The 24239-nt window shown below is 71.8% G+C and carries 24 protein-coding genes; 5 read left to right on the forward strand and 19 right to left on the reverse strand.

Annotated elements, in window-relative coordinates:
* Nucleotides 1–2: 2 nt before the first annotated feature.
* Genes ABZW17_RS08900 through ABZW17_RS08910 form a run of 3 tightly spaced genes read right to left on the reverse strand, consistent with a single transcriptional unit; the run spans nt 3 to nt 3033 of the window.
* Nucleotides 3–662 (reverse strand): response regulator transcription factor, encoded by a 660-nt coding sequence (locus ABZW17_RS08900; RefSeq protein WP_354811218.1) that lies wholly within the window; start codon nt 660–662, stop codon nt 3–5.
* The gene (locus tag ABZW17_RS08905; RefSeq protein ID WP_354811220.1) at nt 659–1795 is read right to left on the reverse strand and encodes a DUF5931 domain-containing protein; all 1137 of its coding nucleotides are present in this window, start codon (nt 1793–1795) and stop codon (nt 659–661) included. Before ABZW17_RS08905 ends, ABZW17_RS08900 begins: the two co-directional genes overlap by 4 nt.
* Entirely contained in the window at nt 1792–3033 is a 1242-nt protein-coding gene (locus ABZW17_RS08910) for an AI-2E family transporter (RefSeq protein ID WP_354811222.1), read from the reverse strand. Before ABZW17_RS08910 ends, ABZW17_RS08905 begins: the two co-directional genes overlap by 4 nt.
* A gap of 232 nt (nt 3034–3265) precedes the next feature.
* On the opposite strand from ABZW17_RS08910, the gene ABZW17_RS08915 reads away from it, so the two are divergent.
* Both ABZW17_RS08915 and ABZW17_RS08920 read left to right on the forward strand, forming a co-directional pair.
* A complete protein-coding gene (locus ABZW17_RS08915) occupies nt 3266–4234 on the forward strand; it encodes a hypothetical protein (protein ID WP_354811224.1) in 969 nt (322 codons plus the stop codon).
* 207 nt (nt 4235–4441) lie between these two features.
* Nucleotides 4442–7870, forward strand: coding sequence for a PE-PGRS family protein (locus ABZW17_RS08920; protein ID WP_354811226.1), 3429 nt, complete (start codon nt 4442–4444; stop codon nt 7868–7870).
* Nucleotides 7871–8090: 220 nt separating this feature from the next.
* Here the strand turns inward: ABZW17_RS08920 and ABZW17_RS08925 are convergent, their stop codons facing one another.
* A complete protein-coding gene (locus tag ABZW17_RS08925; RefSeq protein ID WP_354811228.1) occupies nt 8091–8861 on the reverse strand; it encodes a class III extradiol ring-cleavage dioxygenase in 771 nt (256 codons plus the stop codon).
* A 67-nt stretch (nt 8862–8928) separates the two neighbouring features.
* A complete protein-coding gene (locus ABZW17_RS08930; RefSeq protein WP_354811230.1) occupies nt 8929–9321 on the reverse strand; it encodes a MarR family winged helix-turn-helix transcriptional regulator in 393 nt (130 codons plus the stop codon).
* A gap of 65 nt (nt 9322–9386) precedes the next feature.
* On the opposite strand from ABZW17_RS08930, the gene ABZW17_RS08935 reads away from it, so the two are divergent.
* Nucleotides 9387–9839, forward strand: coding sequence for a MarR family transcriptional regulator (locus ABZW17_RS08935; protein ID WP_354811232.1), 453 nt, complete (start codon nt 9387–9389; stop codon nt 9837–9839).
* Here ABZW17_RS08935 and dnaB read toward each other — a convergent pair.
* The 12 genes from dnaB to ABZW17_RS08995 all read right to left on the reverse strand — a co-directional run bounded on the left by dnaB (nt 9836) and on the right by ABZW17_RS08995 (nt 19569).
* Complete coding sequence (gene dnaB, locus ABZW17_RS08940; protein WP_354811234.1) at nt 9836–11245, reverse strand: replicative DNA helicase; 1410 nt, start codon at nt 11243–11245, stop codon at nt 9836–9838. The genes ABZW17_RS08935 and dnaB overlap by 4 nt on opposite strands.
* Before the next feature lie 502 nt (nt 11246–11747).
* Complete coding sequence (locus ABZW17_RS08945) at nt 11748–12536, reverse strand: ESX secretion-associated protein EspG (RefSeq protein ID WP_354811236.1); 789 nt, start codon at nt 12534–12536, stop codon at nt 11748–11750.
* A 93-nt stretch (nt 12537–12629) separates the two neighbouring features.
* A complete protein-coding gene (locus ABZW17_RS08950) occupies nt 12630–13976 on the reverse strand; it encodes a hypothetical protein (RefSeq protein WP_354811238.1) in 1347 nt (448 codons plus the stop codon).
* Between the two features lies 1 nt (nt 13977).
* Nucleotides 13978–14577, reverse strand: coding sequence for a DUF3558 domain-containing protein (locus ABZW17_RS08955; RefSeq protein ID WP_354811240.1), 600 nt, complete (start codon nt 14575–14577; stop codon nt 13978–13980).
* Nucleotides 14574–14930, reverse strand: coding sequence for a hypothetical protein (locus tag ABZW17_RS08960; RefSeq protein WP_354811242.1), 357 nt, complete (start codon nt 14928–14930; stop codon nt 14574–14576). Before ABZW17_RS08960 ends, ABZW17_RS08955 begins: the two co-directional genes overlap by 4 nt.
* A 128-nt stretch (nt 14931–15058) precedes the next feature.
* Nucleotides 15059–15520 carry a 50S ribosomal protein L9 gene (rplI, locus tag ABZW17_RS08965; protein ID WP_354811244.1) on the reverse strand — a complete coding sequence of 154 codons (462 nt, stop codon included), beginning with the start codon at nt 15518–15520 and terminating at the stop codon, nt 15059–15061.
* A 14-nt stretch (nt 15521–15534) separates the two neighbouring features.
* Entirely contained in the window at nt 15535–15783 is a 249-nt protein-coding gene (gene rpsR, locus ABZW17_RS08970; protein ID WP_003098744.1) for a 30S ribosomal protein S18, read from the reverse strand.
* A gap of 43 nt (nt 15784–15826) precedes the next feature.
* Nucleotides 15827–16339, reverse strand: a complete 513-nt coding sequence (locus ABZW17_RS08975) for a single-stranded DNA-binding protein (protein WP_354811246.1) — start codon at nt 16337–16339, stop codon at nt 15827–15829.
* A gap of 17 nt (nt 16340–16356) precedes the next feature.
* The gene (gene rpsF / locus ABZW17_RS08980) at nt 16357–16683 is read right to left on the reverse strand and encodes a 30S ribosomal protein S6 (protein ID WP_354811248.1); all 327 of its coding nucleotides are present in this window, start codon (nt 16681–16683) and stop codon (nt 16357–16359) included.
* Between the two features lie 104 nt (nt 16684–16787).
* Complete coding sequence (locus ABZW17_RS08985; RefSeq protein ID WP_354811492.1) at nt 16788–17663, reverse strand: hypothetical protein; 876 nt, start codon at nt 17661–17663, stop codon at nt 16788–16790.
* A gap of 85 nt (nt 17664–17748) precedes the next feature.
* Nucleotides 17749–18657, reverse strand: coding sequence for a hypothetical protein (locus ABZW17_RS08990; protein WP_354811250.1), 909 nt, complete (start codon nt 18655–18657; stop codon nt 17749–17751).
* Between the two features lie 117 nt (nt 18658–18774).
* The gene (locus ABZW17_RS08995) at nt 18775–19569 is read right to left on the reverse strand and encodes a hypothetical protein (protein WP_354811252.1); all 795 of its coding nucleotides are present in this window, start codon (nt 19567–19569) and stop codon (nt 18775–18777) included.
* A gap of 116 nt (nt 19570–19685) precedes the next feature.
* On the opposite strand from ABZW17_RS08995, the gene ABZW17_RS09000 reads away from it, so the two are divergent.
* Nucleotides 19686–20459: a deoxyribonuclease IV gene (locus ABZW17_RS09000; RefSeq protein ID WP_354811254.1), complete on the forward strand. Its 774-nt coding sequence runs from the start codon at nt 19686–19688 to the stop codon at nt 20457–20459.
* Between the two features lie 10 nt (nt 20460–20469).
* On the opposite strand, the gene ABZW17_RS09005 is transcribed toward ABZW17_RS09000, so the two are convergent.
* Both ABZW17_RS09005 and ABZW17_RS09010 read right to left on the reverse strand, forming a co-directional pair.
* Nucleotides 20470–22020 (reverse strand): glycosyltransferase 87 family protein, encoded by a 1551-nt coding sequence (locus ABZW17_RS09005; protein WP_354811256.1) that lies wholly within the window; start codon nt 22018–22020, stop codon nt 20470–20472.
* Between the two features lie 48 nt (nt 22021–22068).
* The gene (locus ABZW17_RS09010; RefSeq protein WP_354811494.1) at nt 22069–23127 is read right to left on the reverse strand and encodes an ROK family transcriptional regulator; all 1059 of its coding nucleotides are present in this window, start codon (nt 23125–23127) and stop codon (nt 22069–22071) included.
* A 56-nt stretch (nt 23128–23183) separates the two neighbouring features.
* Here ABZW17_RS09010 and ABZW17_RS09015 point away from each other — a divergent pair, with 56 nt between their 5' ends.
* Nucleotides 23184–24230, forward strand: a complete 1047-nt coding sequence (locus ABZW17_RS09015) for a Gfo/Idh/MocA family oxidoreductase (protein WP_354811258.1) — start codon at nt 23184–23186, stop codon at nt 24228–24230.
* Nucleotides 24231–24239 lie beyond the last annotated feature (9 nt).

Here is a 24239-nt window from a genome sequence, read left to right on the forward strand (position 1 = left end):
CGTCAGTCCTCGTCGAGGCCGTGCTCGATCGCGTACCGGGCCAGCTCGACGCGGTTGTGCAGCTGCAGCTTCCGCAGCGTCGACTGGACGTGGTTCTCCACCGTCCGGTGCGAGAGCACCAGCCGCTCGGCGATCTGCCGCGCGGTCAGCCCCTTCGCGACCAGGCGCAGGACGTCGGTTTCGCGCTCGGTCAGCCGCGGCGGCTCGGCGCCTTCGGCCGGGGCGTCGGCCATCCGCCTGTACTCGCCGAGCACCAGCCCGGCCAGGCCCGCGGTGAACACCGGGTCGCCGGCCGCGGTGCGGTGGACGGCGTCGACGAGCTCCGCCGCGGACGCCGACTTGACCAGGTAGCCGGACGCGCCGGCCTTCACCGCCTCCAGGACGTCCTTGTGCTCGCCGCTGGCCGAGAGCACCAGCACCTTCGTCGACGGCAGCGCCGCGGTGATCTCGCGGGTCGCGTCCACCCCCGAGCTGCTGCCCAGGTTCAGGTCCATCAGGACGACGTCCGGCTGCACGGTCCGCGCGATCCGCAGCGCCGCGCCGGCGTCCGGCGCGGTCGCCCGCACGTCGAAGCCGTGCTCGCTCAGGTCGCGGGCCACCCCGTCGCGCCAGATCGGGTGGTCGTCGACCACCATCACGGAGATCCGCGGCTCGTCGCTCATCTCGCACCCCTCGTGCTCGGCACCCTGACCTCCCACTCCGTGCCCCGGCCGGGCCCGGTGTCGAGGTTCGCGCTCCCGCCGAGGTCGCGGACCCGGCCCCGGATGGATTCCACCACGCCGAGGTGCCCTTCGGCGGCGGCTTGCTCGAGAACGCCGTCCGGTATGCCCGGTCCGTCGTCGCGGATGCTCACCACGACCTCGTCGCCGAGGTCCTCCAGCAGCACCCACGCGTGCGCGCCGGGGCCGGCGTGCTTCTCGACGTTCGCCAGCGCTTCGCGGGTCACGGCGACCAGTTCGCCGGTCACGTGCGCCGGCAGCTCGACGTCGTCGGCCGGGGCCGAGACCTGCACCGACGACGTGGCGAGCACCTGCAGCGCGGCGCGCAGGCTCGCCCGGCCGCTGTCGTTGCGCCCCACCGGCTCGGTGGTCACCAGCGACCGCAGCGCGATCTCCTGCTCGCCGGCCAGCCGGGCCAGCTCCGCCGCTTCGCCCCCGACCTCGTTGCCGCGCTTGCGGACCCGGGCGAGCACCTGCAGCACGCTGTCGTGGATGGACCGCGCCAGCCGCTCCCGCTCGGCTGTCGCCGCCTCCTTGCGCAGGGCCTGCTCCAGCCGCGCGGCGGACCGGCGGGCCATCGTCGCCGCCATGCCGACCAGCAGGCCGGCGGCGGCGAGCAGGACGCCGTCCCGGGCGACGTCGAGGTCGAACTTCTCCCGGGCCAGCGCGGTCGCCACCCCGACGACCAGCCCGGCGAGCACCCCGCCGACCGCGCCGAAGCGCGCGCCCGCGGCGACCGGGGCCACCGCCGCCCACACCGTCGTGATCAGGGGGACGTTGAGCGCGAACTGCGTGTCGCTGAGCACCCACGGCGAAGTCAGCAGCAGCCCGGTGCTCAGCACGAGGTCGAACACGACCAGCGCCGGCGGCCGCGTCCGCTCGCGCAGGTAGAGGAAGCTGCTCACGACCGACCACACGGCCATCACGCCGAGGATCGCCCACGCCAGCCACTCGCGCCGGTACTGGCCGCTCTGCACGATCACCGTGGCGCAGGCGAACGCCCAGGTGAGGACGCGGAACGCCAGCACCCCCCGCCACATGGGCGTGACCGGGTCGGGCGACCGCCGGACGGTCACGGCTTTTCGTCGCGCTTCGGCGGCTCCGCCGTGGAGGAGTCGGCTTCGGCTTCGCCGACCGTCGCGATCTCGGCCTTCGACGACCCGGGCTCGGCGTCGTTCGGCTGGGCCGCCTGGTCCTTCAGGACGTCCACCGCGGCCGGGTCGGGATCGGTTTCGTGCAGCAGCGACCGCACCCCGGCGTTGAGCACGGCCAGCAGCGGCACGGCCATCAGCGCGCCGGCGATCCCGCCCGCGACCAGACCGGCGGTGATGGCGAGCACCACGGCCAGCGGGTGCAGCTTCACCGCCCGGCCCAGCAGCAGCGGCTGCAGGACGTGGCTCTCCAGCTGCATCACGCCGATCACGATGGCCAGCACGATCACCGCGCCGATGAACCCGTTCGTCACCAGCGCGATCAGCACCGCGACGCCGCCGGTGATGACCGCGCCGATGATCGGGATGAACGCGCCGATGAACACCAGCGTCGCCAGCGGGATCACCAGCGGCACACCCATGATCCACAGGCCGATGCCGATGCCGACCGCGTCGACGACGGCCACCGCCGCCGTCGCCCGCACGTAGCTGACCAGCGACGCGAACCCGCGGCGCCCGGCGACGTCGACGCGGTTGCGGACCCGGTTCGGCACCGCGCGGACCAGGAACGTCCAGATCCCCTCGCCGCCGCTGAGGAAGAAGATCGTGATGAACAGCGTCAGCAGGAAGCCGGTGAGGATCTCGCCGACGGTGCTCGCCGTGGTCAGCGCGGTCGTGGTGATCGACGCCTGGTTGTTCTGGATGAACCCGATCGCCTGGTTGATGAAGTCCTGGATCTGTTCCTGGCGCAGGTGCGGCGGCCCGAACAGGAGCCAGTTCTTGATCTGGTCGAGGCTCGCGTTCACCTGCTGCTGCAGCTGGGGCAGGCCGGAGGAGAACTGCGTGACGACGAACGTCAGCAGCCCGCCCAGCACGGCGAGCCCGGCGATCAGCACGATCGCCGTCGCCAGCCCGCGCGGGAACCGCACCGCCACCAGCTTCTGGACCGCCGGCGCGAGCAGGGCCGAAACGAGCAGGGCGATGCCCAGCGGGATGACGACGACGGACAGGTAGCCGATCACCCACACCACCGCGTACAGGGCGGCGACCACCACGATGAACCGCCACGCCAGCGCCGCGCTGATGCGCAGGCCCCGGGGGATCAGCCCGGTGACGTCCTCGTGCTCCGGCAGGAACGGGTCTTCGCGTCGCGCGTGGCTCACCGGCCCACCGTAGCGGCTGGGCCGCCCGATTCGGCGCTTTCCGGCAGCCGCGTCCGACACGCTCGGCGGCCAGGCATGATCACCGATCGTCAAACCGGGTTACACGGTGTGTCTTTCACACGATGGGGGCATCAAGTCCGGTCGGAGGTGCGCGGCGCCGCGCCGGTTTGGTTAGGTCGCTTTCGCAACGGCATGTGGCCGGCTGATCACCCGATCCGAGGAGACCGATCCAGTGGCGAACACCGCGACGAACGAGGGGCAGGGCGCGAACCGCGTCGGCCGGCTCGTGTCGCGTGCGCTGCTGGTGCTCGGTGGTGCGGTGGCCGGCACGGCCGCCGCGTGGCTCGTCTCCGGCGCGGCCGCCTCCGCGGACACCGTCGAGGTCGGCACCGCCTCCGTCACCCCGGTCACGGACGCCACGGCGGGCAGCCTCGGCGACGTGAACCACGGCACCGCGCACTTCGCGGGCGGCATCGCCGGCGGGGTCGCCGAGACGGCCTGCCACCAGGACGCGACGACGTGGAGCGAGCCGCACCGCCCGTGCAGCCCCGCCGACGCCAGTGCCGTCGAGCGGGAAGCCTCCGAGCGCGTCAGTGGCTCGGTGGCGGACCTCGCCGACGACGCGGTGCTGAGCCCGGCGGAGCGCACCCTCGGCGCGTTCGAGCACATCGCCCGCAAGCCGGAGGACACCCGCCAGGTCATCGAGCAGACCATCGCTCCCGCGCCGGCCAAGGACTTCGGCCGCCAGGTGTGGCAGCTGCTCGACCCGGCGGGCCGGGAAACCCTGGTCCCGCTGCCCGGCCTTCCGGGTGGCAGCTCGGCCACCGAGCCGGTGACCTCGAGCGTCGGCGAAGCAGCCGGCACGCGCGAAGTCACCACCATCGAACTCCCCGCCGCGGTGCAGAACGCGATGCCGGCGGGTCTCCAGCACGACGACGTCACCGGTGTCGCGGGCCAGTCCCGCGACGAGCACCGTGACCTGCCGTCGCCGCTGTCCCCGGCGCAGCTTCCGGTTGCGCCGGCCGTCCCCACCGCCCCGGGTGGCAGCACTGCCCCCGGTGGACACCTCGACGGTTTCAACTTCGGCGTCCCCTCGTGGACGACCGAAGCCGTCGACACCGCCGTCGCGGCGATGACCCGCGCCGGCCTGCGCCACTCGCTGCGCACCCCGGGCGAACAGCCCGGCGTCACTCCTGACTGAACACCTCCCTTCACGGGTCGCTGACGCGCCCACGTCCGTCCTTCGCTGACGGCGTCGCGTCACTTCCATTCCCGTGAGCCGGCGGTGCGCCTTGGTGCGCCCGCACGAAGTCCATCACCCCCTCGGTGCGGCTCGGACTCATTTCGAATTCGACGAGCGCACCCTCACAAGCCCGCAAGGGAACCCGAAATAAAGGAGAAAAACCCCATGCAGACGTGGGCAAAGCGCGGACTCCAGACCGCACTTGTCACGGGTGGGTTGCTGATGCTGGGTACCGGCATCGCTTCGGCCGACGAGAACGTCAACCCCGACACCCCGGCCTCCCCGCTCGACCTGAACGTCACGGCTCCGATCCAGGAAGCCAACAACGCGGTCGGCACCCCCTTCGGCCAGCTGGACCTGCCCGCCGGGCAGACGGAGCTGAGCACGAAGCCGGTCACCAACGCGGCGAACAAGGCCGCGCAGCAGCTCGACGAAGACAGCCCGATCAGCCAGAGCACCCTCGGCGGTGTCAACAAGGCCGACGGCGCGGGCGTCTTCACCCCGAGCCACAACAACCTGAAGGGCAACAAGGTCACGGGCGACGTCGTCGTCCCGATCCAGATCGTCGACAACGCGATCGGCGTCGTGGGCGACGCCAACGTGCAGGGCGGCGACCACACGCAGAGCTGGTCGCACGACCAGGACATCAAGACGACCGGCCGCGACTCCAGCCTCGCGGGCAACGCCGTGGCCCTCGACTGGGCGCTCCCCGTCCAGATCGCCGGGAACGGCGGCGGTGTCGCCGGCGGCACCGGCCGCGTGACCGGCGGCTCGGCCAGCCAGAGCACGACCGAGACCGGCGACGTCGCCACCAACGGCAACGGCTCCGCGCTCTCCGGCAACGTGGTGGCGGGCCAGTTCGCCACCCCGGTCCAGGTGACCGGCAACGCCGCTTCGTACCTGCTCGGCAACGGGCAGAGCCACGGCTACTCGGCCGACACCGTCGCGGCCTCCGGCGGCTCGCTGCTGAGCGCCGGTGACAACGCCTCCGGCTCGGGCAACGTGGTCGGTGCGCCGATCGCCCTGCCGGTGAAGTTCAACTGCAACTCCGGTGCCGTGTGGGGCTCGCTGTCGAACTCCGACGGCTGCAACACCTCCGCGGACGCCAAGGCCGGCAGCACCCGCAAGGGCCGCCTCGCCATCCCGACCTACCTCGAGACCAGCGGCGACAACTCGTTCCTGTCGGGCAACGGCGGGGCCGCCTCGCTGTCCCCGATCGCGAACGTCGCGGGTGTCGCGGGCTCGTGGATCGGCAACGCCTCGGCCGGCATCCCCGCCCCCGGCAGTTCCTCCAGCACGGTCGACTCGGGCGGCTTCGTCAAGACGACCGGTGACGACTCGAGCGGGTCGGGCAACGTGCTCAACCCGTCGGTCGCGCTGCCGGTCGAGGCCTTCGGCATCGGCGGCACCTACATCGGCCAGGCCGACGCCGTCCACGACAACACGACCGACGCCAACGCCGGCAACGGCAGCTACACCAAGGGCAACGGCGCGTTCCTCGGCGGCAACATCGTCAACACCCAGGCCGCGGGCGCGCCCGAGGTCTTCGGCATCGGCGGCAGCCACATCGGCAACGCGACCGGCACGGCGACCGAGGACAAGACGGTCACCGCCGGGGCGTACGACGGCACGCAGGGCGCCAACTCGTCCGGCTCGGGCAACATCGTCCAGGTCCCGGTGGGCCTGCCCGCCGAGGTCTTCGGCATCGGCGGCTCGTTCATCGGCCAGGGCTCCGGCGCGGCCGACGAGACCAAGGTCGTCTCCGGCGGCGGCGGTGGCAGCACCGTGGACGACGGCGGCTTCCTGAGCTCCAACCTGGGCACGGTCCCGGCGTCGATCCCGGTGCAGGCGGCCAACATCGGTGGCGCCCTCATCGGCCAGGGCCACGGCAAGGGCTCGACCGACACGACGTCCAACGCGGGCGGTGCCGTCAAGGCCCACGGTCCCGGCGGGGCCGGCGCGGGCAACATCATCGAGGCCCCGATCGCGCTGCCGCTGCAGGCGATGGGCGTCGGCGGTGCCGTCGGCGGCATCGGCACCGGTGAGAACGACAACATCACCGACGCGACGGCGGGCGGCGACGCCGTGACCGACGGCCGCTTCGGCGCGCTGACCGGCAACATCGTGAAGGCCCCGATCGCGGGGGCCGGCTCGGTCTTCGGCGACGGGCTCGCCGGTGGCGCGCTCGGCACCGGCGTGGGCACCAACGACGTCTCGTCGATCGCGGGCGGCGACGCCACCACCAGTGGTGACGGCGGCAGCGTGGCCGGCAACATCGTCGGCGTGGACGCGCTGCCGGTGGCGCAGGTCTTCGGTGACGCCGTGAGCGTGGGCGGGGTCGCCAAGGGCGTCGGCGTCAACATGACCGACGTGACGAACTCGGGCAACGACACCACCTCCGGTGTCGAGGGCGCGATCTCCGGCAACATCCTCGACCTGCCGGTGACCGCGATCGCGCAGCTGTTCGGCGACTCGGCGACCGTGGGCGGCGTCGCGCACGCCGTCGGCGAGAACATGCTGACCACGAAGAACGGCGGCACCTCCGTCACCCAGGGCGACGAGTCCGCCCTGTCGGGCCTCGACCTGTACCACGCGTTCGCGCTGCCGGTGCAGATCTACGGCGTGCCCCTCGAGCTGCTCGGCGTCGCCACCGCGTACGCGACCAACGCGACGAGCATCGACGGCGAAGCCGCGGACACCGACCTGTTCCCGAAGGAGGGCTCGGAGCTGGCGGCCGACGAACTGCCGTCGCTGTCCGAGGTCCGCAGCACCCTGGCCAGCCGCAACGTGCCGTCGGTGGACGGGCTGACCGGCACCCTGCCGATCACCCAGCTGCTCGGCGGGCTGCCGTCGCTCGACGGGCTGACCAGCGCGCTGCCGGTCGCCGGCCTGCCCACCCAGGGCCTGCCCACCCAGGGCCTGCCCGCGCTGCCGGTCACCACGCCGCTGAACGAGCGTGCCGACCTGCCGTCGGTGGGCAACCCGCTGGCCGCGGCCACGAAGCTGGTGCAGCTGCCGGCCGCCGGTGTGCCGGCGCTGCCGAAGGCGGGCCTGCCCACCGTGGCCGGGCTGGCCTCGGTCGGCCAGACCCTGCCGGGCCAGGGCCACACCGAGCGTGCGGACCTGCCGGCCGCCGGCCTGCCGGTCGCGCTGCCCGCGCTGCCCGTCGTCGGTGGGCTGCTGCCGACCGCCGGCCTGCCGACCGCCGGCCTGCCGACCGCCGGCCTGCCGACCGCCGGCCTGCCGGCCGTGGGTGGCCTCCTGCCGACCGGTGGCCTGCCCGCCGTCGGTGGCCTCCTGCCGACCGCCGGGCTGCCCGCGGTGGGTGGGCTCGTGCCGGCGCACACCCAGCGTGCCGCCCTGCCGACCCCGGCCCTCCCGGCCGCCGGTCTGCCGGCGCTGCCCGCCCTGGGCAACGTCCTGCCGGGCCACACCGAGCGTGCGGACCTGCCGGCCGTCCCGGCCGTCCCGGCCCAGCTGCCGGTGAAGGCCAAGCTGCCGGTGCTCGACAGCGCCCCGCAGGTGCCGGCGATGTCGGGCCTGGACTCCACCGGCTTCCTCGCGAAGCTGCTGGGCCTGGTGAAGCGCAAGTAGTGCGGTGAAGCCGGCGGGTTCCCCGGAACCCGCCGGCCCACGAACCCCGCTGTCACGGCGGCCGGCTCTCCACCGCGCCGCGAGGGCAACCTCGCACGGAGTGCCGGTGACGTGACCGCGGATGCGGGTCCTCCCCCGCGAACACCGAATAGCTCTCCTTCCCTGGAGACGAAGAGCCCCAGGAGCCGAACCGGCTCCTGGGGCTCGCTCGCGTCCGCGGTCAGGAGAACTGGAGGGAACGCTTGGCCAGTCCGTGCCAGAAGCCGTCGATCACCGTGCGGCCGGACTTCTCGTCCGAGGTGGCGCCGAGGGAGACGAACAACGGCGCGAAGTGTTCGATCCGCGGGTGCGCGAGCGTGGCCGCGGGTGCCTTGTGCCGGAAGTCGAGCAGCGTGTCGACGTCACCGCTGCGCAGGACCTCGTCGCCCCAGTGGTCGAACTCGGCCGACCAGGCCGGCGGTGTCCCGTCGGTGGAACGGGCCATGCCGCTCAGGTTGTGGGTGAAGAAGCCGCTGCCGATGATCAGCACGCCTTCGTCGCGCAGGGGCGCGAGCTTGCGGCCGAGGTCGAACAGCTCCCGCGGGTCGAGCGAGGGCATCGAGATCTGCAGCACCGGGATTTCGGCGTCCGGGTACATCTCGACGAGCGGCACGTAGGCACCGTGGTCCAGGCCGCGCTCGGGCGCGTCGTGGACCGGCGTCTCAGCCGAGCGAAGCAGCTTGCGGACCTTCGCCGCCAGCTCCGGTGCACCGGGAGCCGCGTACTTCACCTGGTAGTAGCGCTCGGGAAAGCCCCAGAAGTCGTACACGAGCGGCACCGTCGTCGTCGCCCCGAGGGTCAGCGGCGCCTCCTCCCAGTGCGCCGACACGACCAGGATCGCGCGGGGCTTCGGCAGGCCGGCCGACCAGCCGGCGAGCTGCCGGGTCCAGGTGACGTCGTCGGCGAGCGGCGGGGCGCCGTGGCTGAGGTAGAGAACCGGGGTGCGGGTCATCGGTCGCTCCAGTGATTGAAAGTTCAACTACTAGAGTACCTGACGCCTGGCGGTCCCGGGTTATTCCTCAGGCGGGTTCGAGGTTCGCGGCGCAGCGCTCCAGCGTCCGGATCGTGGTGCGGTAGTCGTCGTCGCTGATGCCCTCGAAGCTCTTTGTGCGGAACGCTTTGATCCGGCCCTCCACGCGGGCGTGGGCTTCGCGGCCCTCGGCGGTCAGGGTGCCGTCTTCGGCGACCCAGCCACGGGCGCGCAGGTCGGCCACCTTCGGTGCCATCGGGCCTTCGCTGATGACGAACGGCGCCATCGCCGCGTCGACCTGCTCCGGCGTGCGGGCGCCGAGGGCGATCGTGTTGAGTACCTGCCAGTGCCGGCGGGTCAGCGATTCCGCCTCGAGCGTGTGGGCCATGGAGGATTCGAAGAGCTCGTGGAGGTGGCGAAGCCACCAGCCGAGGGGTTTCATGAGGACTCCGGATGTCGATGAACAACTACATGTAAAAGTACATGTAGTTCGGAGGTGGAGCAACCATGACGGACGCGGTGGCCGACGTCGAGCGCGCCATGATCGCGATCCGCCGCAGCCAGCAGCGGCGAGCCCTCAGTCGGATCGGGAAGGCGAGAGGCCGCGGCGCGCACGATCCCGTGCTCGAGCTGCTCGACGTCGTCGAGGAGCTCGCCGAACGCGGCGAAGCCGGCACGGTCACGGCGTTGAGCGCCGCGATGGGCGTCGACCAGCCGCGCGCCAGCCGGCTCGTGGCGCGCGCTGTCGAGCAAGGACTGCTCCGCCGCGAAGCCGACCAGCGCGACGGACGGCGTGCGGTGCTCGTGCCGACCGAAGCCGGCCAGGCGCACCTGGACGAGCTGCACGCCTTCCGCCGCGGGGTGTTCGCGGAGGTGATGGCGGACTGGCCGGACGAGGACCGCGAAAACTTCGGCCGGCTCCTCACCGCGTTCGTCCGCGGGTACGGCGCCCTCGGTTAGTCGTGCGAGAGGTCGACGAACCGGCTGTAGTGCAGCTGGTGGGCGACGGTGATCGTCGCCGTCGGCCCGGCGCGGTGCTTCGCGATGATCAGGTCCGCCTCGCCCGCGCGCGGGTCGTCCCGCTCCCAGGCGTCCGGGCGGTTGACCAGGATGACGAGGTCGGCGTCCTGCTCCAGTGAGCCGGACTCACGCAGGTCGGACAGCATCGGGCGCTTGTCCGTCCGCTGTTCCGGACCACGGTTCAGCTGGCTGATCGCGATCACCGGGACCTCGATCTCCTTGGCCAGCAGCTTCATCTGCCGCGAGAACTCCGAGACTTCCTGCTGCCGCGACTCGACGCGCTTGCCGGACGTCATCAGCTGGAGGTAGTCGAGGACGACGAGCTTGAGGTCGTTGCGCTGCTTCAGCCGCCGCGCCTTCGCCCGGATCTCCATCATCGTCATGTTCGGCGAGTCGTCGACGAACAGCGGTGCCTCGGACACCTCGCTCATCCGGCGGGCCAGCCGCGTCCAGTCGTCGTCGGACATCTTGCCACCGCGCATGTCGGCGAGGCGGATCTTCGCCTCGGCCGAGAGCATGCGCATGACGATCTCGGTGCGGCTCATTTCCAGCGAGAAGATGACGCTGGTCAGGCCGTGCCGGATCGACGCCGAGCGCGCGAAGTCCAGGCCGAGGGTCGACTTGCCGACACCGGGCCGGGCGGCGACGATGATCATCTGGCCGGGGTGCAGGCCGTTGGTCAGCTCGTCGAAGTCGGTGAAGCCGGTCGGGATGCCCTGGGACTGGCCGCCGCGGGACGCGATCGCGTCGATCTCGTCCATCGTCGGCTGCAGCAGCTCTTCCAGCGCGACGTAGTCCTCGCTGGTCCGCCGCTCGGTGACGTCGTAGATCGCGGCCTGCGCGCGGTCGACCACCTCGTCGATGTTCGCGCCGTCGGCCGCGGCCGCGCCGTAGCCGTACTGCACGATCCGGGTGCCCGCCTCGACCAGGCGGCGCAGCACGGCCTTCTCCGAGACGATCTCCGCGTAGTAGCCCGCGTTCGCCGCCGTCGGCACCGTCGCGATCAGCGTGTGCAGGTAGGGCGCGCCGCCGACGCGGCCCAGCTCCCCGCGCCGCTCGAGCTCCGCCGAGATGGTGATGGGGTCGGCCGGCTCGCCGCGGCCGTAGAGGTCGAGGATGCAGTCGTAGATCGCCTGGTGCGCGGGCTTGTAGAAGTCGTCGGGGCCGAGCGCCTCGATGACGTCGGCGACCGCGTCCTTGGACAGCAGCATGCCGCCGAGCACGGACTGCTCGGCCGCGATGTCCTGCGGCGGCTGGCGGTCGAAGCCACCACCGCCCGGACCGGGGTCGCTGGGACCCGGGTCGGACTCCGCGTACATCGGACTGCGGTCGTCGGTCAGCGCCACCGCCCCGGACACCTCCTCAGTTGTCGAACACCCGTTCGAGTATGCCGGATCTTCGCTCTCGAAGCACGCGGCTGGCGCCCGTGCTCTCGTCCCCCGGGCCCGCTCCCGATGATCGGCGACAACCTCGGTCAGCTGGTGCAGACACGCGGAACGCCACCGTGAGTACAGGCCCGAGCGGGCACGCTAGATCCCCCGGAAGGCCGATGGCAATTTGGGTTGGGGACCCTTCTGTGGACAACCTGGGGATGAATGGGGGTAACCAGTCACAGGTGCCGCGAGAGCTGTGGACAAGTTGGGGACAAACGTGATCGGCTTTGGTGAATGCGCAGGTCAAAGGCTGTGGACATGGTGTGGAGAACTCGCGGAAAACTCGTCCGGCGTGTCGCGCGAAGTCCGTTCTTCGGCGTGTCGTGGACCAGCTCGAACCCATTGACCCGCGGCGCCTGTGGATGAATATCACGGAGAGTGGAGGCGTGACCCGGAGGGCTGAACGGCGTCCGCGTCAGGCCGCGGTGAGCCGGCCCTGTGCGCTGCGTAACCGGTCGGCGAGAACGCGCTGGTCGGCCGGGGTGAAGGCGATCCGGTTCTCGCCACGTCCCGGAACCTCCTCGGTCAGCCACCGGCCTTCCGACGTATCGATGTAGTTCACCGGGCGTTCGATCCGGTGCCGCGCCCCGGTGCGGTTGCGGGCCGCGACGTAGAGGCTGCCACTCCCCATCCGGCGTAACGCGAGGATCCGGCGGAGCTCGTCGGCCTCCTGCGAACCCTCGGCCGGGCGGTCGCTGCGGAGCACTGCGAACCCGCCCTCGTCACCGCGGGCGGTCCCTTCGAGCCGGCTCTTCGGCACCGCGAGCGGCATCCCGCGGCCGGGCGCCAGCTTGGGGATCTGGCCGAGGAAGTCGTCGAGCAGCTCGTGCGGCTTCGTCGACTCCAGCACGACGGCGTCCAGCTCCTCGTGCTTGGCCAGCACGAACGCCTCGCCGCCCGCGGAGCCGGCGAGCAGCCGGTAGCTCACCGGCTTGCCCTGGAACCCGCCGTCGATCCAGCCGTAGTACTCCAGCTGCGGCCGGGCGATCGCCTCGACCGTCGCGACGAACCCCGGGTGCATGCCGCGCGGGCCGAACAACCCGGCCTTGGCCAGCTCGGCGTTGGTCCGCTCGTCCTCGGCGCGCTGGGCCTCGTCGCCGTACCAGGCCGGCTTCTCGGACAGCACCACGTGCGGCTCGCCGCCCCGGCGCCGGATCAGGTTGACCAGGGTGCCGGTCGTGATGGTGACCTGCCTGTCCAGCACCGCGCTTGCCCCCAGTGAAGAGTGAAAACCGTTGGTGAACCCGCAAGAGCCGGGCGCGCCCATCTTGGCACGCGCCTGACGCTCCCGCGTCCGCTACTCGCCGATGACCGGCGGCGCGGTCAGCTCGTCGGTGCCGAAGATGTCGTTCGGGTCGTCGCCGAGCAGGTACTTCGACGTGCGCTCCTCGTCGCCGCCGCCCTGGCCCTTGGCGCCGCCGGGGTGCATGCCGCCCATGCCACCCATCCCGGACGCCCCGGCCCGGCCCGCGCCCGCGCCCGCCCCGGCCGCACCACCCGCCGCGCCGGCGCCCGAGCCGCCGGGCCCGAAACCCGCACCGCCGGGCACGGCCGCGCCGGTCGAACCGCCGGGCCCGAAGCCCACGCCGCCCGGCCCGAAGCCCGCCGCCGGGTCGCCGATCCCGCCCGAACCACCGGGGCCGAAGCCGCCGCCGGGGATCGAGAAGTCACCCGCGCCGCCGCCCGAGCCACTGGGCCCGAAGCCGCCGGCGCCGGGGATCTTCGGCGGGGTGAAGCCCGACGAGTGCGTGCCGTCGTCGAAGCTCGGCGGGGTGAAGTTGCCACCCGGGATCTTCGAGGGGTCGAAGTTCCCGCCGGGGACCTTCGACGGGTCGAAGTTCGGCGGCTTGCCCGGGTCGAACCCGGGCACCTTGGACGGGTCGAAGCTGCCGCCCGGCGTGTTCGGCCCGCCGGGGAAGGACGGCACGCCGCCCGGACCCGGCATGTTCACGCCGCCGGGCACCGAACCGGTGCCGTTCGGGTTCCCGGTTCCGGTGGTGCCGTCGTCGCCGCCCGGCTTCTTCTTGCCGTCCTTGCCGCCGTCGACGTTGACGTTCTCCTGCTGGCCCTTGAGCGCGGAGTACGTCGGCATCTTCTGGCCGTTGTCGTTGCTCGCCTTGTAGTAGGTGTTGAAGGCGTCGACGTTGGCCTGGCCCTTGGTGTTGTAGTCGCGGATCGCGCGGTCGGTGTCGGTCGTCCACGGCGTGATCGCGTTGAGCAGGTTGTTCTTCGGCGGGTCCTTCGGCACCTGCTGCACCTGCGCGTGCACCGTGGTGAACGCGTTGTGCTGCTCGCCGAGGTACTTGTCGGAATCGGTGAGCTTGGTGCCGGAGTCCTCCATCCACACCCGCAGCGGGTGGGCGCCGGCCTGCTGCGCCGCCTCGGAGCCGCCGCCGGTCCAGGCCGCGTCCATCTCCTTGGCCAGGTCGTCGATCGTGCCGAGCCGCTCCTGGTAGGCGCCCTTCAGCCGGCTCGCGGCCGCCTGCCCGTTCTCGATCGAACCCGGGCCGGGACCGGTGGTGATCTTCTCCCAGATGTCGTAGCAGTCGATCTTGCGGTCGCCCTGCACCGACGTGTGGTCGTCCGAATGCGTGGTCGCCATGTTGTAGGCGGCGAAGCCGCCCAGCAGCACCAGTTCCAGCACCTCAGCCTCCCAGCGTGTGGATCATCGCCTCGCCGAACTTCATGGCGACCGGGCACGGGTCCGACGCCCCGGCGCCGTTGTCGTACTGCACCAGGATGTTGACCGCCAGCTGGTCGGTCACCGCGACGAACAGGCCGCACTTGCCGCTCTTGCGGTCGTCCACCGCGGCGGCGTAGACGCCCGGGTACCCGGCGGCCTGGGTTTCGCCCCAGTAGGCGTCGTTGGCCTTCGTGTCGTAGACGTCCTGGAGGCCGTTCTTGTTCGCCGTCACCGTGGTCACGTCGATCTGGTTGCCCGGGTCGGCGGCTTCCTGGAACGTGCAGCTCGGGCCGTTGCCGGTGGTGCGCGGGCGCCCTTCGCCGAGAGCGAGGCCGGAGCGCGCCGACGCCGACAGCGTCGCGCAGGCGTCCGAGGTGATCGAGCCGGTGTTCAGCGGGCTCGGCACGTGCGGGGCGGTGTCGGCGGTGGACCGGGTGGTGCTTTCGCTGCTCGTCTCGGACGCGGGCGCCGGGTTGGCGGTGCCCCGGGTCTGGCCCGCGCAGCCGGCGAGGGCGAGCACGGCGAAGGCCAGCGCGGGGACGGCGATCAGTCGTCGGTTCACGTGGCCTGGGTCCTCGTCTTCGAAAGGTCGGCCTGGGTGTCCGACTCCTTGGTGGTGATCTTCTGCTTGGCGGCGGTGAGCGCGTCGATGTAGTTCTTGACGTACTCCTGCATCTTCCGGTTCTGCTCGAGGAACGCCTTGCCGGACGGGTTGGCGAGCTTCTCCCAGTCGCTGCTGGCGAACTCCTTGCCGGGCGCCTTGACGTTCGCCATCAGGTTGGCGTCGTCGTAGTCGCGCTTCAGGTCGGCCTGCAGGTCCTGCCACTTCTTGATGACGCCGTCGATCTTGCCGGCGTCGAAGGTGAAGCCACCGCCCCCACCGGCCGGCGCGGACATGTTGACCTCGTTGCCCATCCCACTCAACCCCCTTCGCATCCGGCGCTCATTCTCCTCCGACGCCGCCGCCTTGTCCGGGGTTCCCCGGAAAGCGTGAAGGCGGGCCACCCACCAGGGGTGACCCGCCTTCACGACGACGTACTGCCTTACTGCGCGATGGCCTTGACCTCGAGCCGCACGTCGACCTTCACGTCCGGGTGCAGCCGGGCGCCGACCGAGTGCTTGCCGACGGTCTTGATGTGGTCGCGCAGCTCGATGACGCGCTTGTCGAGCAGCGGGCCACCGGCCGCCTTGATCGCGTCGACGATCTCGCCGGCGGTGATCGAACCGAAGAGCTTCTTCGAGCCCTCGGCCGCCTTGCCGGTGAGCTGGATGGCGCCGAGGCCCTCCAGCGTCGCCTTGATCTCCTTGGCGTGGTCGAGGTCGCGGATGCGACGGCTCTCCTGCGCGCGCTGGATCGTGCGCACGTTCTTCTCCGCGCCCTTGGAGGCCACGATCGCGTAGCCCCGCGGGAGCAGGTAGTTGCGCGCGTAGCCGTCCTTGACCTCGACGATGTCGCCGGGGCCGCCCAGGTTGGCCACGTCCGTGGTGAGAATGATCTTCGCCATGTCAGTGCCCTCCCTTAGCGCGCGGTCGAGGTGTAGGGCAGCAGCGCCATTTCGCGGGAGTTCTTGACCGCGATGGCGATGTCACGCTGGTGCTGGCTGCAGTTGCCGGTGACGCGACGGGCACGGATCTTGCCGCGGTCGGAGATGTACTTCCGCAGCAGGTTGGTGTCCTTGTAGTCGATCAGTTCCGGGCGGCCCTTCTTCTCGGCCTTGCAGAACACGCAGACCTTCTTCTTGGGCTTGCGGATGGGTGGCTTGGCCACTGTCTACTCCTGGTAATTCAAATCTTTGTGGATGTGTACGAGATCAGAAGGGGGGCTCGTCCGAGAAGCCGCCGCCACCGCTGCTCGCGGCGGGCGCGGAACCCCACGGGTCGTCGGCCGGCATGCCGCCGCCGCCACCGCCGCGGTTCCCACCGCCGCCACCGCCGCCGCCGAAGTCACCGCCGCCACCGCGGCTGACCTTGTTGACCTTGGCCGTGGCGTAGCGCAGCGAGGGGCCGATCTCGTCGACCTCGAGCTCGACGACGGTCCGCTTCTCGCCTTCCTTCGTCTCGAACGACCGCTGCTTGAGGCGGCCCTGCACGACGACGCGGGCGCCGCGGGTCAGGGACTCGGCGACGTTCTCCGCCGCCTGGCGCCAGATGTTGCAGCGCAGGAACAGCGCCTCGCCGTCCTTCCACTCGCCCGACTGCTTGTCGAGCGTGCGCGGGGTGGACGCGACCGTGAAGTTCGCGACCGCCGCACCGGAAGGGGTGAAGCGCAGCTCCGGGTCGGACGTGAGGTTGCCGATCACCGTGATGACGGTGTCTCCAGCCATCGGGAATACCCTTCGGCTCAGGCCTTGGCGGCGACGGGCTTGGCCGCGGCGCGCTTGATCTCGCGACGCATGACCTTGGTGCGGAGCACGGTCTCCTGCAGCGACAGCTGCCGGTCGAGCTCCTTGACCGCGTCGGCCGAGGAGTTCAGGTCGAGCAGCGCGTAGATGCCCTCGGCGTGCTTCTTGATCTCGTACGAAAGGCGGCGGCGGCCCCAGACGTCGACCTTCTCCACGGAACCGCCCGAAGTGCGGATCACGTTGAGGAAGTTGTCCAGCGTGGGGGCGACCGTGCGCTCGTCGAGCGTGGGGTCCAGGATGACCATTACCTCGTAATGGCGTGACACAACCACTCACCTCCTATGGGCTCGCGGCCACGGACTGTCCGTGGCAGGAGGGTTTGTCCAGGTAAGGCTACCTGGGGGTACCGGCAGGACCGGACGCCGGGGGGTCAGGCGGCCCGGCGCAGCACCCAGGTGCGCACCAGACCCGCGGTCACGCCGGCCAGCACGATCACCGCGATCAGCATGGGCAGCTGCACGTCGTTCGACGCGCCGTTCGAGGCCAGCGACTGCGCGTTGCCGGCGTCGCGGATGTCCGCGCCCTGGCCGCTCTGGTCGCCCACGCCCGCCTGCGGAGCCGACGCGTCACCGGGGAGCGTGCCGTTCGCCGGGTAGCGCACGCCGGGCGCGACGGCCGTGCCGGCGGTCGCCGTCGGGATGCCGCTGTAGTCGCGCATCGGGGCGCTGCCGCCCGTGCCGCCGGCGGCGCCCGGGTTCAGGTTCGAGAGGTTGCCCGACGCGCCGGGGACGGTCCCGGCATTGCCCTGCTGGCCGCCGGGGCCGCCCGTGCCCGGCTGGGCCGGGGTGCTCGGTGCCACGTAGTTGCTCGCGAGCAGCGTGAGGCCGCAGCCCTTGGCGACCGTGCTCTCCACGCTGTTCAGCGTCTTGTTCCAGTCGAGGCCGAGGCCCCACGTGCCGGAGGCGGCCAGCGCGGTGCGGACCGCCTTGCCGATCGCGGCGCCGGTCGCTTCGCCGCCCGCCGTGTTCGGCACCTGGCCCACCGGGATCGAGTGGTTCTTGGCGATGGAATCGCCCGCCCAGCTGCCGATCGCGAGGGTGCCGGCGTTGTTCGCGCCGTTGGTGACGAGGGTCTTGACCGAAGCCCCGTCGATCGAGACCTGGTCACCCATCTGCCCGGTGACCGAACCCGTGCAGCTGTTGCTGACGAGGGTCGTGGTGGCGGAGGCCGTGCCCGTGGAAAGGAACGCGCCGCCGACCAGGAACGCGGCCGCGGCGGTGACGGTCATGATCTTCCGCACGAGCATGTCCTCCAGGGGGATCACGGGGGCGTCGTTCAGAGCAACATCAGGATGAACGACCGAGATACGTGAAAGATACTCGGCAGTTGGATCAATTCGCAGCGGCCATTCGGCGGAGCACCCAGGTGCGGACGAGGCCCGCACTGACTCCGGAGAGTGCCAGAACCGCAATCAGCAGCGGAAGATTCGACCCGTTGGTGAAACCGTCCGGTGCGGAGGGTAGCGCTTCGGCCTGGCCCGCCGTCTGCACGCCGGAATTGCCGTCGGCCGCGCCGTCCGGACCGGTGAGGCCGTACTGCGGCGCGTAACCCGGGATCTGGCTGCCGTACCGGATCGCCGGCGACGGCGTGAAGAGCCCGGCCGTCGCGAACGGGATGCCGCTGTAGTCGCGCATCGGGGCGTAGCCCGTGCCGAGGGTGAACGGGAAGCCGCCGAACACCGGGCTGCTCGCGAAACCGGGCAGGAGCGGGCTGTTCGCGTCCGGGATCGGCGTGGTGCCCGCCGGGGTGCCGCCCTGCTGGGGCGAGCCACCGGTGCCGCCCTGGGCCGGCGGCTGCTGCGGGTTGCCGCCCGTGCCGCCGGGTTGCTGCGGGGCCGGCTGGCCGCCGCCGCTGAGCGTGCGGAGACCCTGCTGGGCACCGCCGGTCAGGCCCTGGACGCCCTGGTTGAGCGCGCTCGCCGCGGGTGCGCCGACCACCGGCACCGGCGAGACGACGGTGTTCACCACGTTCACGGTGACCTGGCAGAGCGTGCCGAGGATGGCGTTGATCGTGCCGGTCAGCACCTTCGTGCCCTCGGTGACCACGCCGAGGTTCAGGGGGAGGCCGAGCAGCGGTGTGGTGGCCTTGACCGTGTCGCCGGGCTTGGCGCTGATCGTGTCGCCGCACTTGGCCGTGACGGTGTCCGCGGAGGCGGTGCCGGGCAGCCCGAGCACGGCCGAACCCGCGAGGACGACCGCCGCCGCACCGACCGCTGTTGCCCTCCGTGTCCGATCCTGCATGCTCGCCGCCCCTGGTCTCGTCGCCTGCTTACCAGTACAACGACGCTAAGGCAGCCGGGTGACGCCCGCTCGTTCAAAAATGTCCGGCATTCGGGTGGAAGCGGACGTCACCGTGCGTCAGGCCGGGCTGCGGCGGATCCACGCGCGGACGAGGGCCGCCGCCACGATGGCCAGCGCCAGGACCGCGAGCAGCATCGGCAGCTTCGCCGGCGGGGTGACGCCGGGCAGCGCCTCCGCGGTGCCGGACCGCTGCTCGTCGACGGTCGGCGGGACCTGCTGACCGGGGATGATCTGGGCGATCACCGGCGCCTGCACCAGGCTGCCCGGCAGCAGGGCGGCGTTGGTGTAGATGCCCGAGATGGCGTCACCCGGCAGGCTCGCGTTGCCCGGACCGGTGACGATCGGGCCGGTGCTGCCGCCGGGCGGCGGGTTCGGCGCCGGCGGGTTCGGGCCCGGCGGGTTCGGGCCGGGCGGCGCGGGCTGGGGCGGGTTCGGGGCCGGCGGCAGGGGCAGCGGCGGCAGCTGGCCGGCCACGCCCTGGGTCAGGTTGCCGACCGCGTTGACCGTGCCCTGCGCGGCCGGGCAGACGCCCTTCGCCGTCGCGTCGCCGACCAGCGGCACCTGGCCGATTCCGAGCGCCTTCACGGTGTCGCCGAGGGGCAGGGTGAGCAGCGGCGCGGAGCCGTTCGTGTTCCGCGAACTCGAGTCGAGGCCGATGGTGAGCTGGTTCGGGGCGTTGAGCGGGGCGCCGGCGTCCAGCGTCAGGCCGGACGCGCTGCCCTGCTGCAGCGTGGCCTCGCAACTGCCGCCCAGCGTCGGGCTGGTGGCGGCGCTCGCCAAGCCCGGCGTCGCGAGCGCCGAGGCGGCGAGGGTGAATCCCAGTGCGGTGATCCGGGCGACGTGCTTCCCCATCGGTGCCCTCCGGCAGTCGGACCAAATCTGGATCACGGAACGCGCTCACGGTACTCCACCAGCGTCACCAACCGGGCCCACCGGCCGGAACCGGGCGCCGGAGTAGCGTGCTCGGCATGCTGATTGGCGCCCATGTCCGTGACGACGACCCGTTGACCGCGGTCGCCGAGCGCAAAGCCGACGTCGTCCAGTTCTTCCTCTCCGACCCGCAGGGCTGGAAGGCCCCGAAGCCGCATCCGCACGGCGAGGCCATCGCGGCCGACCCGGTCGAGGTGTTCGTCCACTCGCCGTACCTGATCAACGTGGCTTCGCTGAACAACCGGATCCGGATCCCGTCGCGCAAGAACGTCACGCAGCACGCGGACGGCGCCGCGGCGATCGGCGCCAAGGGCCTGATCGTGCACGGCGGGCACGTCGGCGACAACGACGACGTCGAGGCCGGCCTGGACAACTGGCGCAAGCTCTTCGAGCGCGAGCAGGAGAAGGGCGGCTTCAAGGTCCCGATCCTGATCGAGAACACCGCCGGCGGCGAGAACGCGATGACCCGCGACCTCGAGGTCATCGCCCGGCTGTGGGACAAGGTCGGCGAGTTCGGCGCCGGGTTCTGCCTGGACACCTGCCACGCGTTCGCCGCGGGCTGGGACCTGGCCACCGCCGTCGAAAAGGTCAGGGCCATCACCGGCCGGATCGACCTGGTGCACCTCAACAACTCCCGCGACGAGTTCGGCTCGACGCGCGACCGGCACGCGAACGTCGTCGAGGGCGAGGGCACGATCGACCCCGAGGTCCTCGTCGGCGTCGCCCGGGCGGCGGGTGCGCCGGTCGTCGTCGAGACGCCGGCCGACGGCCAGGCCGCCGACATCGCCTACCTGCGGGAACAGCTCGGTTAGCCGGCTGGGTTCAAACGCCTACGGTCTTCCGGCGGCGCCGGGTGGCGTTCGGGATGATCACGTCCCGGGCGCCGTCCAGGAAGCCGCCGGCCGGGTCGTCTTCGCCGTCCAGCCGGACCAGGTCGGTCGCCGGGCGCCAGACCTCCCGGACCACCAGCACGCACAGGCTCACGACGGCGAGGTCGCGGACCACGACCGTGCCGAGGAACCAGCCCTCGGGCAGGCCTTTGTGGTCGATGCCGAGGTAGTAGAACATCCGCGGCACCCAGACGACGGCGTCGAGCAGCATCCAGCCGAGCAGCAGCCGCCAGCGCGGGATGGCCAGCACGGCCAGCGGCACCAGCCACAGCGAGTACTGCGGGCTCCACACCTTGTTGGTGAGCAGGAACGCGGCCACCACGAGGAAGGCGAGCTGGCCGACGCGCGGCCGGCGCGGCGCGGCGAGCGCGAGGTAGGCGATCCCGGCGCAGCAGGCCAGGAACAGCACGGCCACCGTGATGTTCAGGTACGCCGGGGTCTGGTTCTTCTGCAGCACGCCGTCGAACCCGGCCCAGCCGGTGGTGTACGAGAAGACGTTGTACAGCGAGTCCGGGTCCATCGGCCGCAGCGCGCTCATCCGGAAGAACTCCCACCAGCCGCGGGTGGTGAACAGGATGAACGGCGCGTTCACCGCCAGCCACGTCACGACGGCGGCGATCGCGGTCTTCCAGAACGGCGTCAGCTTCCCCGCGCGCAGGCACAGCGCGAACAGCACGCCGAGCAGGAAGAGCGGGTACAGCTTCGCCGTCGCGCCGAGCCCCAGCAGCAGGCCGGCGAGCACCGGGCGGCGGCGGGCCCAGGCGAGCAGGCCGGTCGCGGTGAACGCGGTCGCGAGCGCGTCGAAGTTGGTGAAGGCGTGCACCAGGACCAGCGGTGAGACCGCCACCAGCACCATGTCCCACGGGCGGCGTCTCGTCGTCCGGCCGGTCGCCCACACGGTGACCAGCCACGCGGCCGCCAGGAAGAACGCGGTGATGTCGAAGTAGATCGCCACCGGCAGCGCGCCGGGCAGCCAGCCGGCCTCGGCGACGTTCAGCCAGCCCGCCGCCAGCTTGGCGTTCGCCCACTGGAAGAGCCCGGTGAGCACCGGGTACTCCATGTACCGGGTGTTGTCCTCGGCGGTCTGCGAGCTCTCCTTCCACGACGTCGCGTACGGGAAGGTGCCCGGCCGGTCGAGGCGCTCGGAGCCGTAGAGCGGCACGATGTCGGAGTAGCACATCGCGACGAACGGGCGGCCCGCCCGCCAGTCGAGCTGGGTGACGCCGTTGGCGTCCTGGTACTGCTGGATGCACGAGCCCTTGCCGAACCAGCACAGCATCAGCGCGAGCGTGGCCAGCAGCAGCCCGACGCGCTGGGGTGACCAGAACCAGTGCCTGCCGACCGCCGCGTGCTCGCCGAGCGGCCCGCCGAGGGGTCTGGTGACCGCCGCCGCGAGGGGGTCGGTCCAGCTCGGGACGACCCGTTCCGCCCGGGTCAGCGTCACGGGTCCGGGGTCAGCCTCCCGTGTGGTCTCCTCTGGCACGAGCCGGATCGTATCGGTGATCGGGGTGCGCGGCGGTGAAGCCGGTGATCATGCCGGATTCGCGTAGTACGAGGCCAGAACCTCGGCGGCCGCGCCGCGGGTGACGATCTCCTCGCCGGAGCCGTCTTCGACGACTTCGATCCGCTGCCAGTGCGGTGCCGGCAGCAGTTCCCCGAGCCGCGCCGAAACGGCTTCGCGGTGGACGCCCGGTTCGTCGCGGACCGCCCGGCCGGCCAGCACGATCTGCTCCAGGTCGAGCACCTGCACGAGGTCGGCCAGCCCGATGCCGAGGAACCCGGCGGCGGTCCGCGTGTCGGGGGCCTGCTTGGCCATGATCTCGACGCAGCCGCGGCGCCCGCAGCCGCAGCGCGGCCCGTCGTAGGCGATCGTGGTGTGCCCGAACTCGCCCGCGTTGGTCCGCGGGCCGCGGTAGAGCCGCCCGTCGATCAGCAGGCCGACGCCGATCCCGGTGCCGGCGAGGATGACCGCGGTCGCCGTCGGCTCGCCGTGCGGCCACAGGCGCGCGAACGCGGCGGCGTTCGTGTTCTTGTCCAGCGTCACCGGCAGCCCGGTGCGCTGCTCGAGGAGGTCACGCAGGGGGACGTCGTGCCAGCCGGGCATGTTCGTCGCGTCGCGGACCAGGCCGGCCCGGTGGTCCAGCGGGCCGACCGCCCCGACGCCGAGGCCGAGCACGTCGAAGCCGTCGGCGAGTTCGAGCGCGGTGGCACCGATGGCTTCGACGGCCTGGGCGGGCGTGAAGCCGGCCGGGAGCGGGCCGCCCGCCGCCTCCTCGATTTCGCCGAGGAGGTTGGCGCGGACCACGTGGAACTCGTCGCGGTCGAGCCGGGCGCCGAGCGCGTGCTTGGCGCCGGCCCGGATGCGCAGCTGCGTGCGGGGCTTGCCGACCGCGCCGGACGGCTGGCGCTGTTCGTCCAGGAGGCCGGTGTCGAGCAGTTCGGGCACGATCTTGGAGACGGCCTGCTGGGTGAGCCCGGTGCGTTCGGCGAGCTCGACCCGGCTGAGGCCGCCGGCGCGCAGGATGTGCGTGAGCAGCAGGGTGCGGTTGTGCGCGCGCACGTCGCGCAGGTTCACCCCGGTGTCCGCCATGGACGAGATCTTCGCACGTCTGGTCAATTAGGCAACGCTGTTGTTTAATGGCGGGCATGGCGGACGACTTGCGGGTGGGCATCCTGGGGTACGGCATCGGGGGACGCGTTTTCCACGCGCCCCTGGTGGCGGCCACGCCCGGGCTGACCCCGGCGGTGATCACGACGTCGGGCAACGCCGCCCAGGCGCGTACCGACCACCCGGGCGCGGAGATCGTGCCCGGCGCCGACGAGCTGTTCGAGCGCGCCGGCGACCTCGACCTGGTCGTCGTCAGCACGCCGAACCGCACGCACGTCCCGCTCGCGCTGCGGGCGATCGAAGCCGGCCTGCCGGTGGTCGTCGACAAGCCGTTCGCGCCCACCGCCGCCGAGGCCGAGCGGGTCGTCGCCGCGGCGAAGGCGGCGGGCGTCGGCCTCACGGTCTTCCAGAACCGGCGGCTCGACTCCGACTTCCTCACCGTGCGGAAGGTCCTCGATTCCGGGCGGCTCGGCGAGGTGTTCCGCTTCGAGTCCCGCTACGACCGCTGGGTGCCGAAGATCAAGGACAACTGGCGCGAGTTCGGCGACCCGGCCGAGGCCGGCGGCCTGCTCTACGACCTCGGCGCGCACATCGTCGACCAGGCGCTGCAGCTGTTCGGCCCGGTCACCCGCGTCTACGCGGAGGTGGACCGCCGCCGGGACGGCGTCCAGGTCGACGACGACGTCTTCGTCGCGCTGACGCACGCCAACGGGGTCCGCTCGCACCTGTGGTCCTCGGCGCTCGCGGGTACGCAGAACCCGCGCTTCCGGGTCCTCGGCGACCGCGCGACGTTCACCAAGTACGGCCTCGACGTGCAGGAACCGCAGATCAAGGCCGGGCTGCGGCCGGGTGACGCGGGCTGGGGCGAAGAGCCCGCGGCGGACGCCGGGAAGCTCGGCGTCGGCCCGGACGTCGAGACCGTGCCGACCGAAACCGGCCGCTACGAGCAGTTCTACGCCCAGGTCCGTGACGCGCTGCGCGGCGAAGGCGAGTTCCCGGTCGACCCGGAGTCGTCGGTCGCGGCCCTGCGCGTCATCGAGGCCGCCCACCGCTCCGGCGTCGACGGCACCGTGGTCGAACTCTGACCCCCTGAC

It is taken from the genome of Amycolatopsis sp. NPDC004625 (assembly GCF_040609695.1).
In the GTDB taxonomy this organism is placed as follows: Bacteria; Actinomycetota; Actinomycetes; order Mycobacteriales; family Pseudonocardiaceae; genus Amycolatopsis.

What these genes read in the sequence shown, in the direction of transcription:
- ABZW17_RS09015 (WP_354811258.1), top strand. Translation starts at nt 23,184, where the DNA reads ATGGCGGACGACTTGCGGGTGGGCATCCTGGGGTACGGCATCGGGGGA.
- rplI (WP_354811244.1), bottom strand. Translation starts at nt 15,520, where the DNA reads ATGGCGAAGATCATTCTCACCACGGACGTGGCCAACCTGGGCGGCCCC.
- ABZW17_RS08975 (WP_354811246.1), bottom strand. Translation starts at nt 16,339, where the DNA reads ATGGCTGGAGACACCGTCATCACGGTGATCGGCAACCTCACGTCCGAC.
- ABZW17_RS09000 (WP_354811254.1), top strand. Translation starts at nt 19,686, where the DNA reads ATGCTGATTGGCGCCCATGTCCGTGACGACGACCCGTTGACCGCGGTC.
- ABZW17_RS08930 (WP_354811230.1), bottom strand. Translation starts at nt 9,321, where the DNA reads ATGAAACCCCTCGGCTGGTGGCTTCGCCACCTCCACGAGCTCTTCGAA.
- ABZW17_RS08925 (WP_354811228.1), bottom strand. Translation starts at nt 8,861, where the DNA reads ATGACCCGCACCCCGGTTCTCTACCTCAGCCACGGCGCCCCGCCGCTC.
- ABZW17_RS08935 (WP_354811232.1), top strand. Translation starts at nt 9,387, where the DNA reads ATGACGGACGCGGTGGCCGACGTCGAGCGCGCCATGATCGCGATCCGC.
- ABZW17_RS08920 (WP_354811226.1), top strand. Translation starts at nt 4,442, where the DNA reads ATGCAGACGTGGGCAAAGCGCGGACTCCAGACCGCACTTGTCACGGGT.
- ABZW17_RS08995 (WP_354811252.1), bottom strand. Translation starts at nt 19,569, where the DNA reads ATGGGGAAGCACGTCGCCCGGATCACCGCACTGGGATTCACCCTCGCC.
- ABZW17_RS08900 (WP_354811218.1), bottom strand. Translation starts at nt 662, where the DNA reads ATGAGCGACGAGCCGCGGATCTCCGTGATGGTGGTCGACGACCACCCG.
- ABZW17_RS08960 (WP_354811242.1), bottom strand. Translation starts at nt 14,930, where the DNA reads ATGGGCAACGAGGTCAACATGTCCGCGCCGGCCGGTGGGGGCGGTGGC.
- ABZW17_RS08985 (WP_354811492.1), bottom strand. Translation starts at nt 17,663, where the DNA reads ATGCTCGTGCGGAAGATCATGACCGTCACCGCCGCGGCCGCGTTCCTG.
- ABZW17_RS09010 (WP_354811494.1), bottom strand. Translation starts at nt 23,127, where the DNA reads ATGGCGGACACCGGGGTGAACCTGCGCGACGTGCGCGCGCACAACCGC.
- ABZW17_RS08990 (WP_354811250.1), bottom strand. Translation starts at nt 18,657, where the DNA reads ATGCAGGATCGGACACGGAGGGCAACAGCGGTCGGTGCGGCGGCGGTC.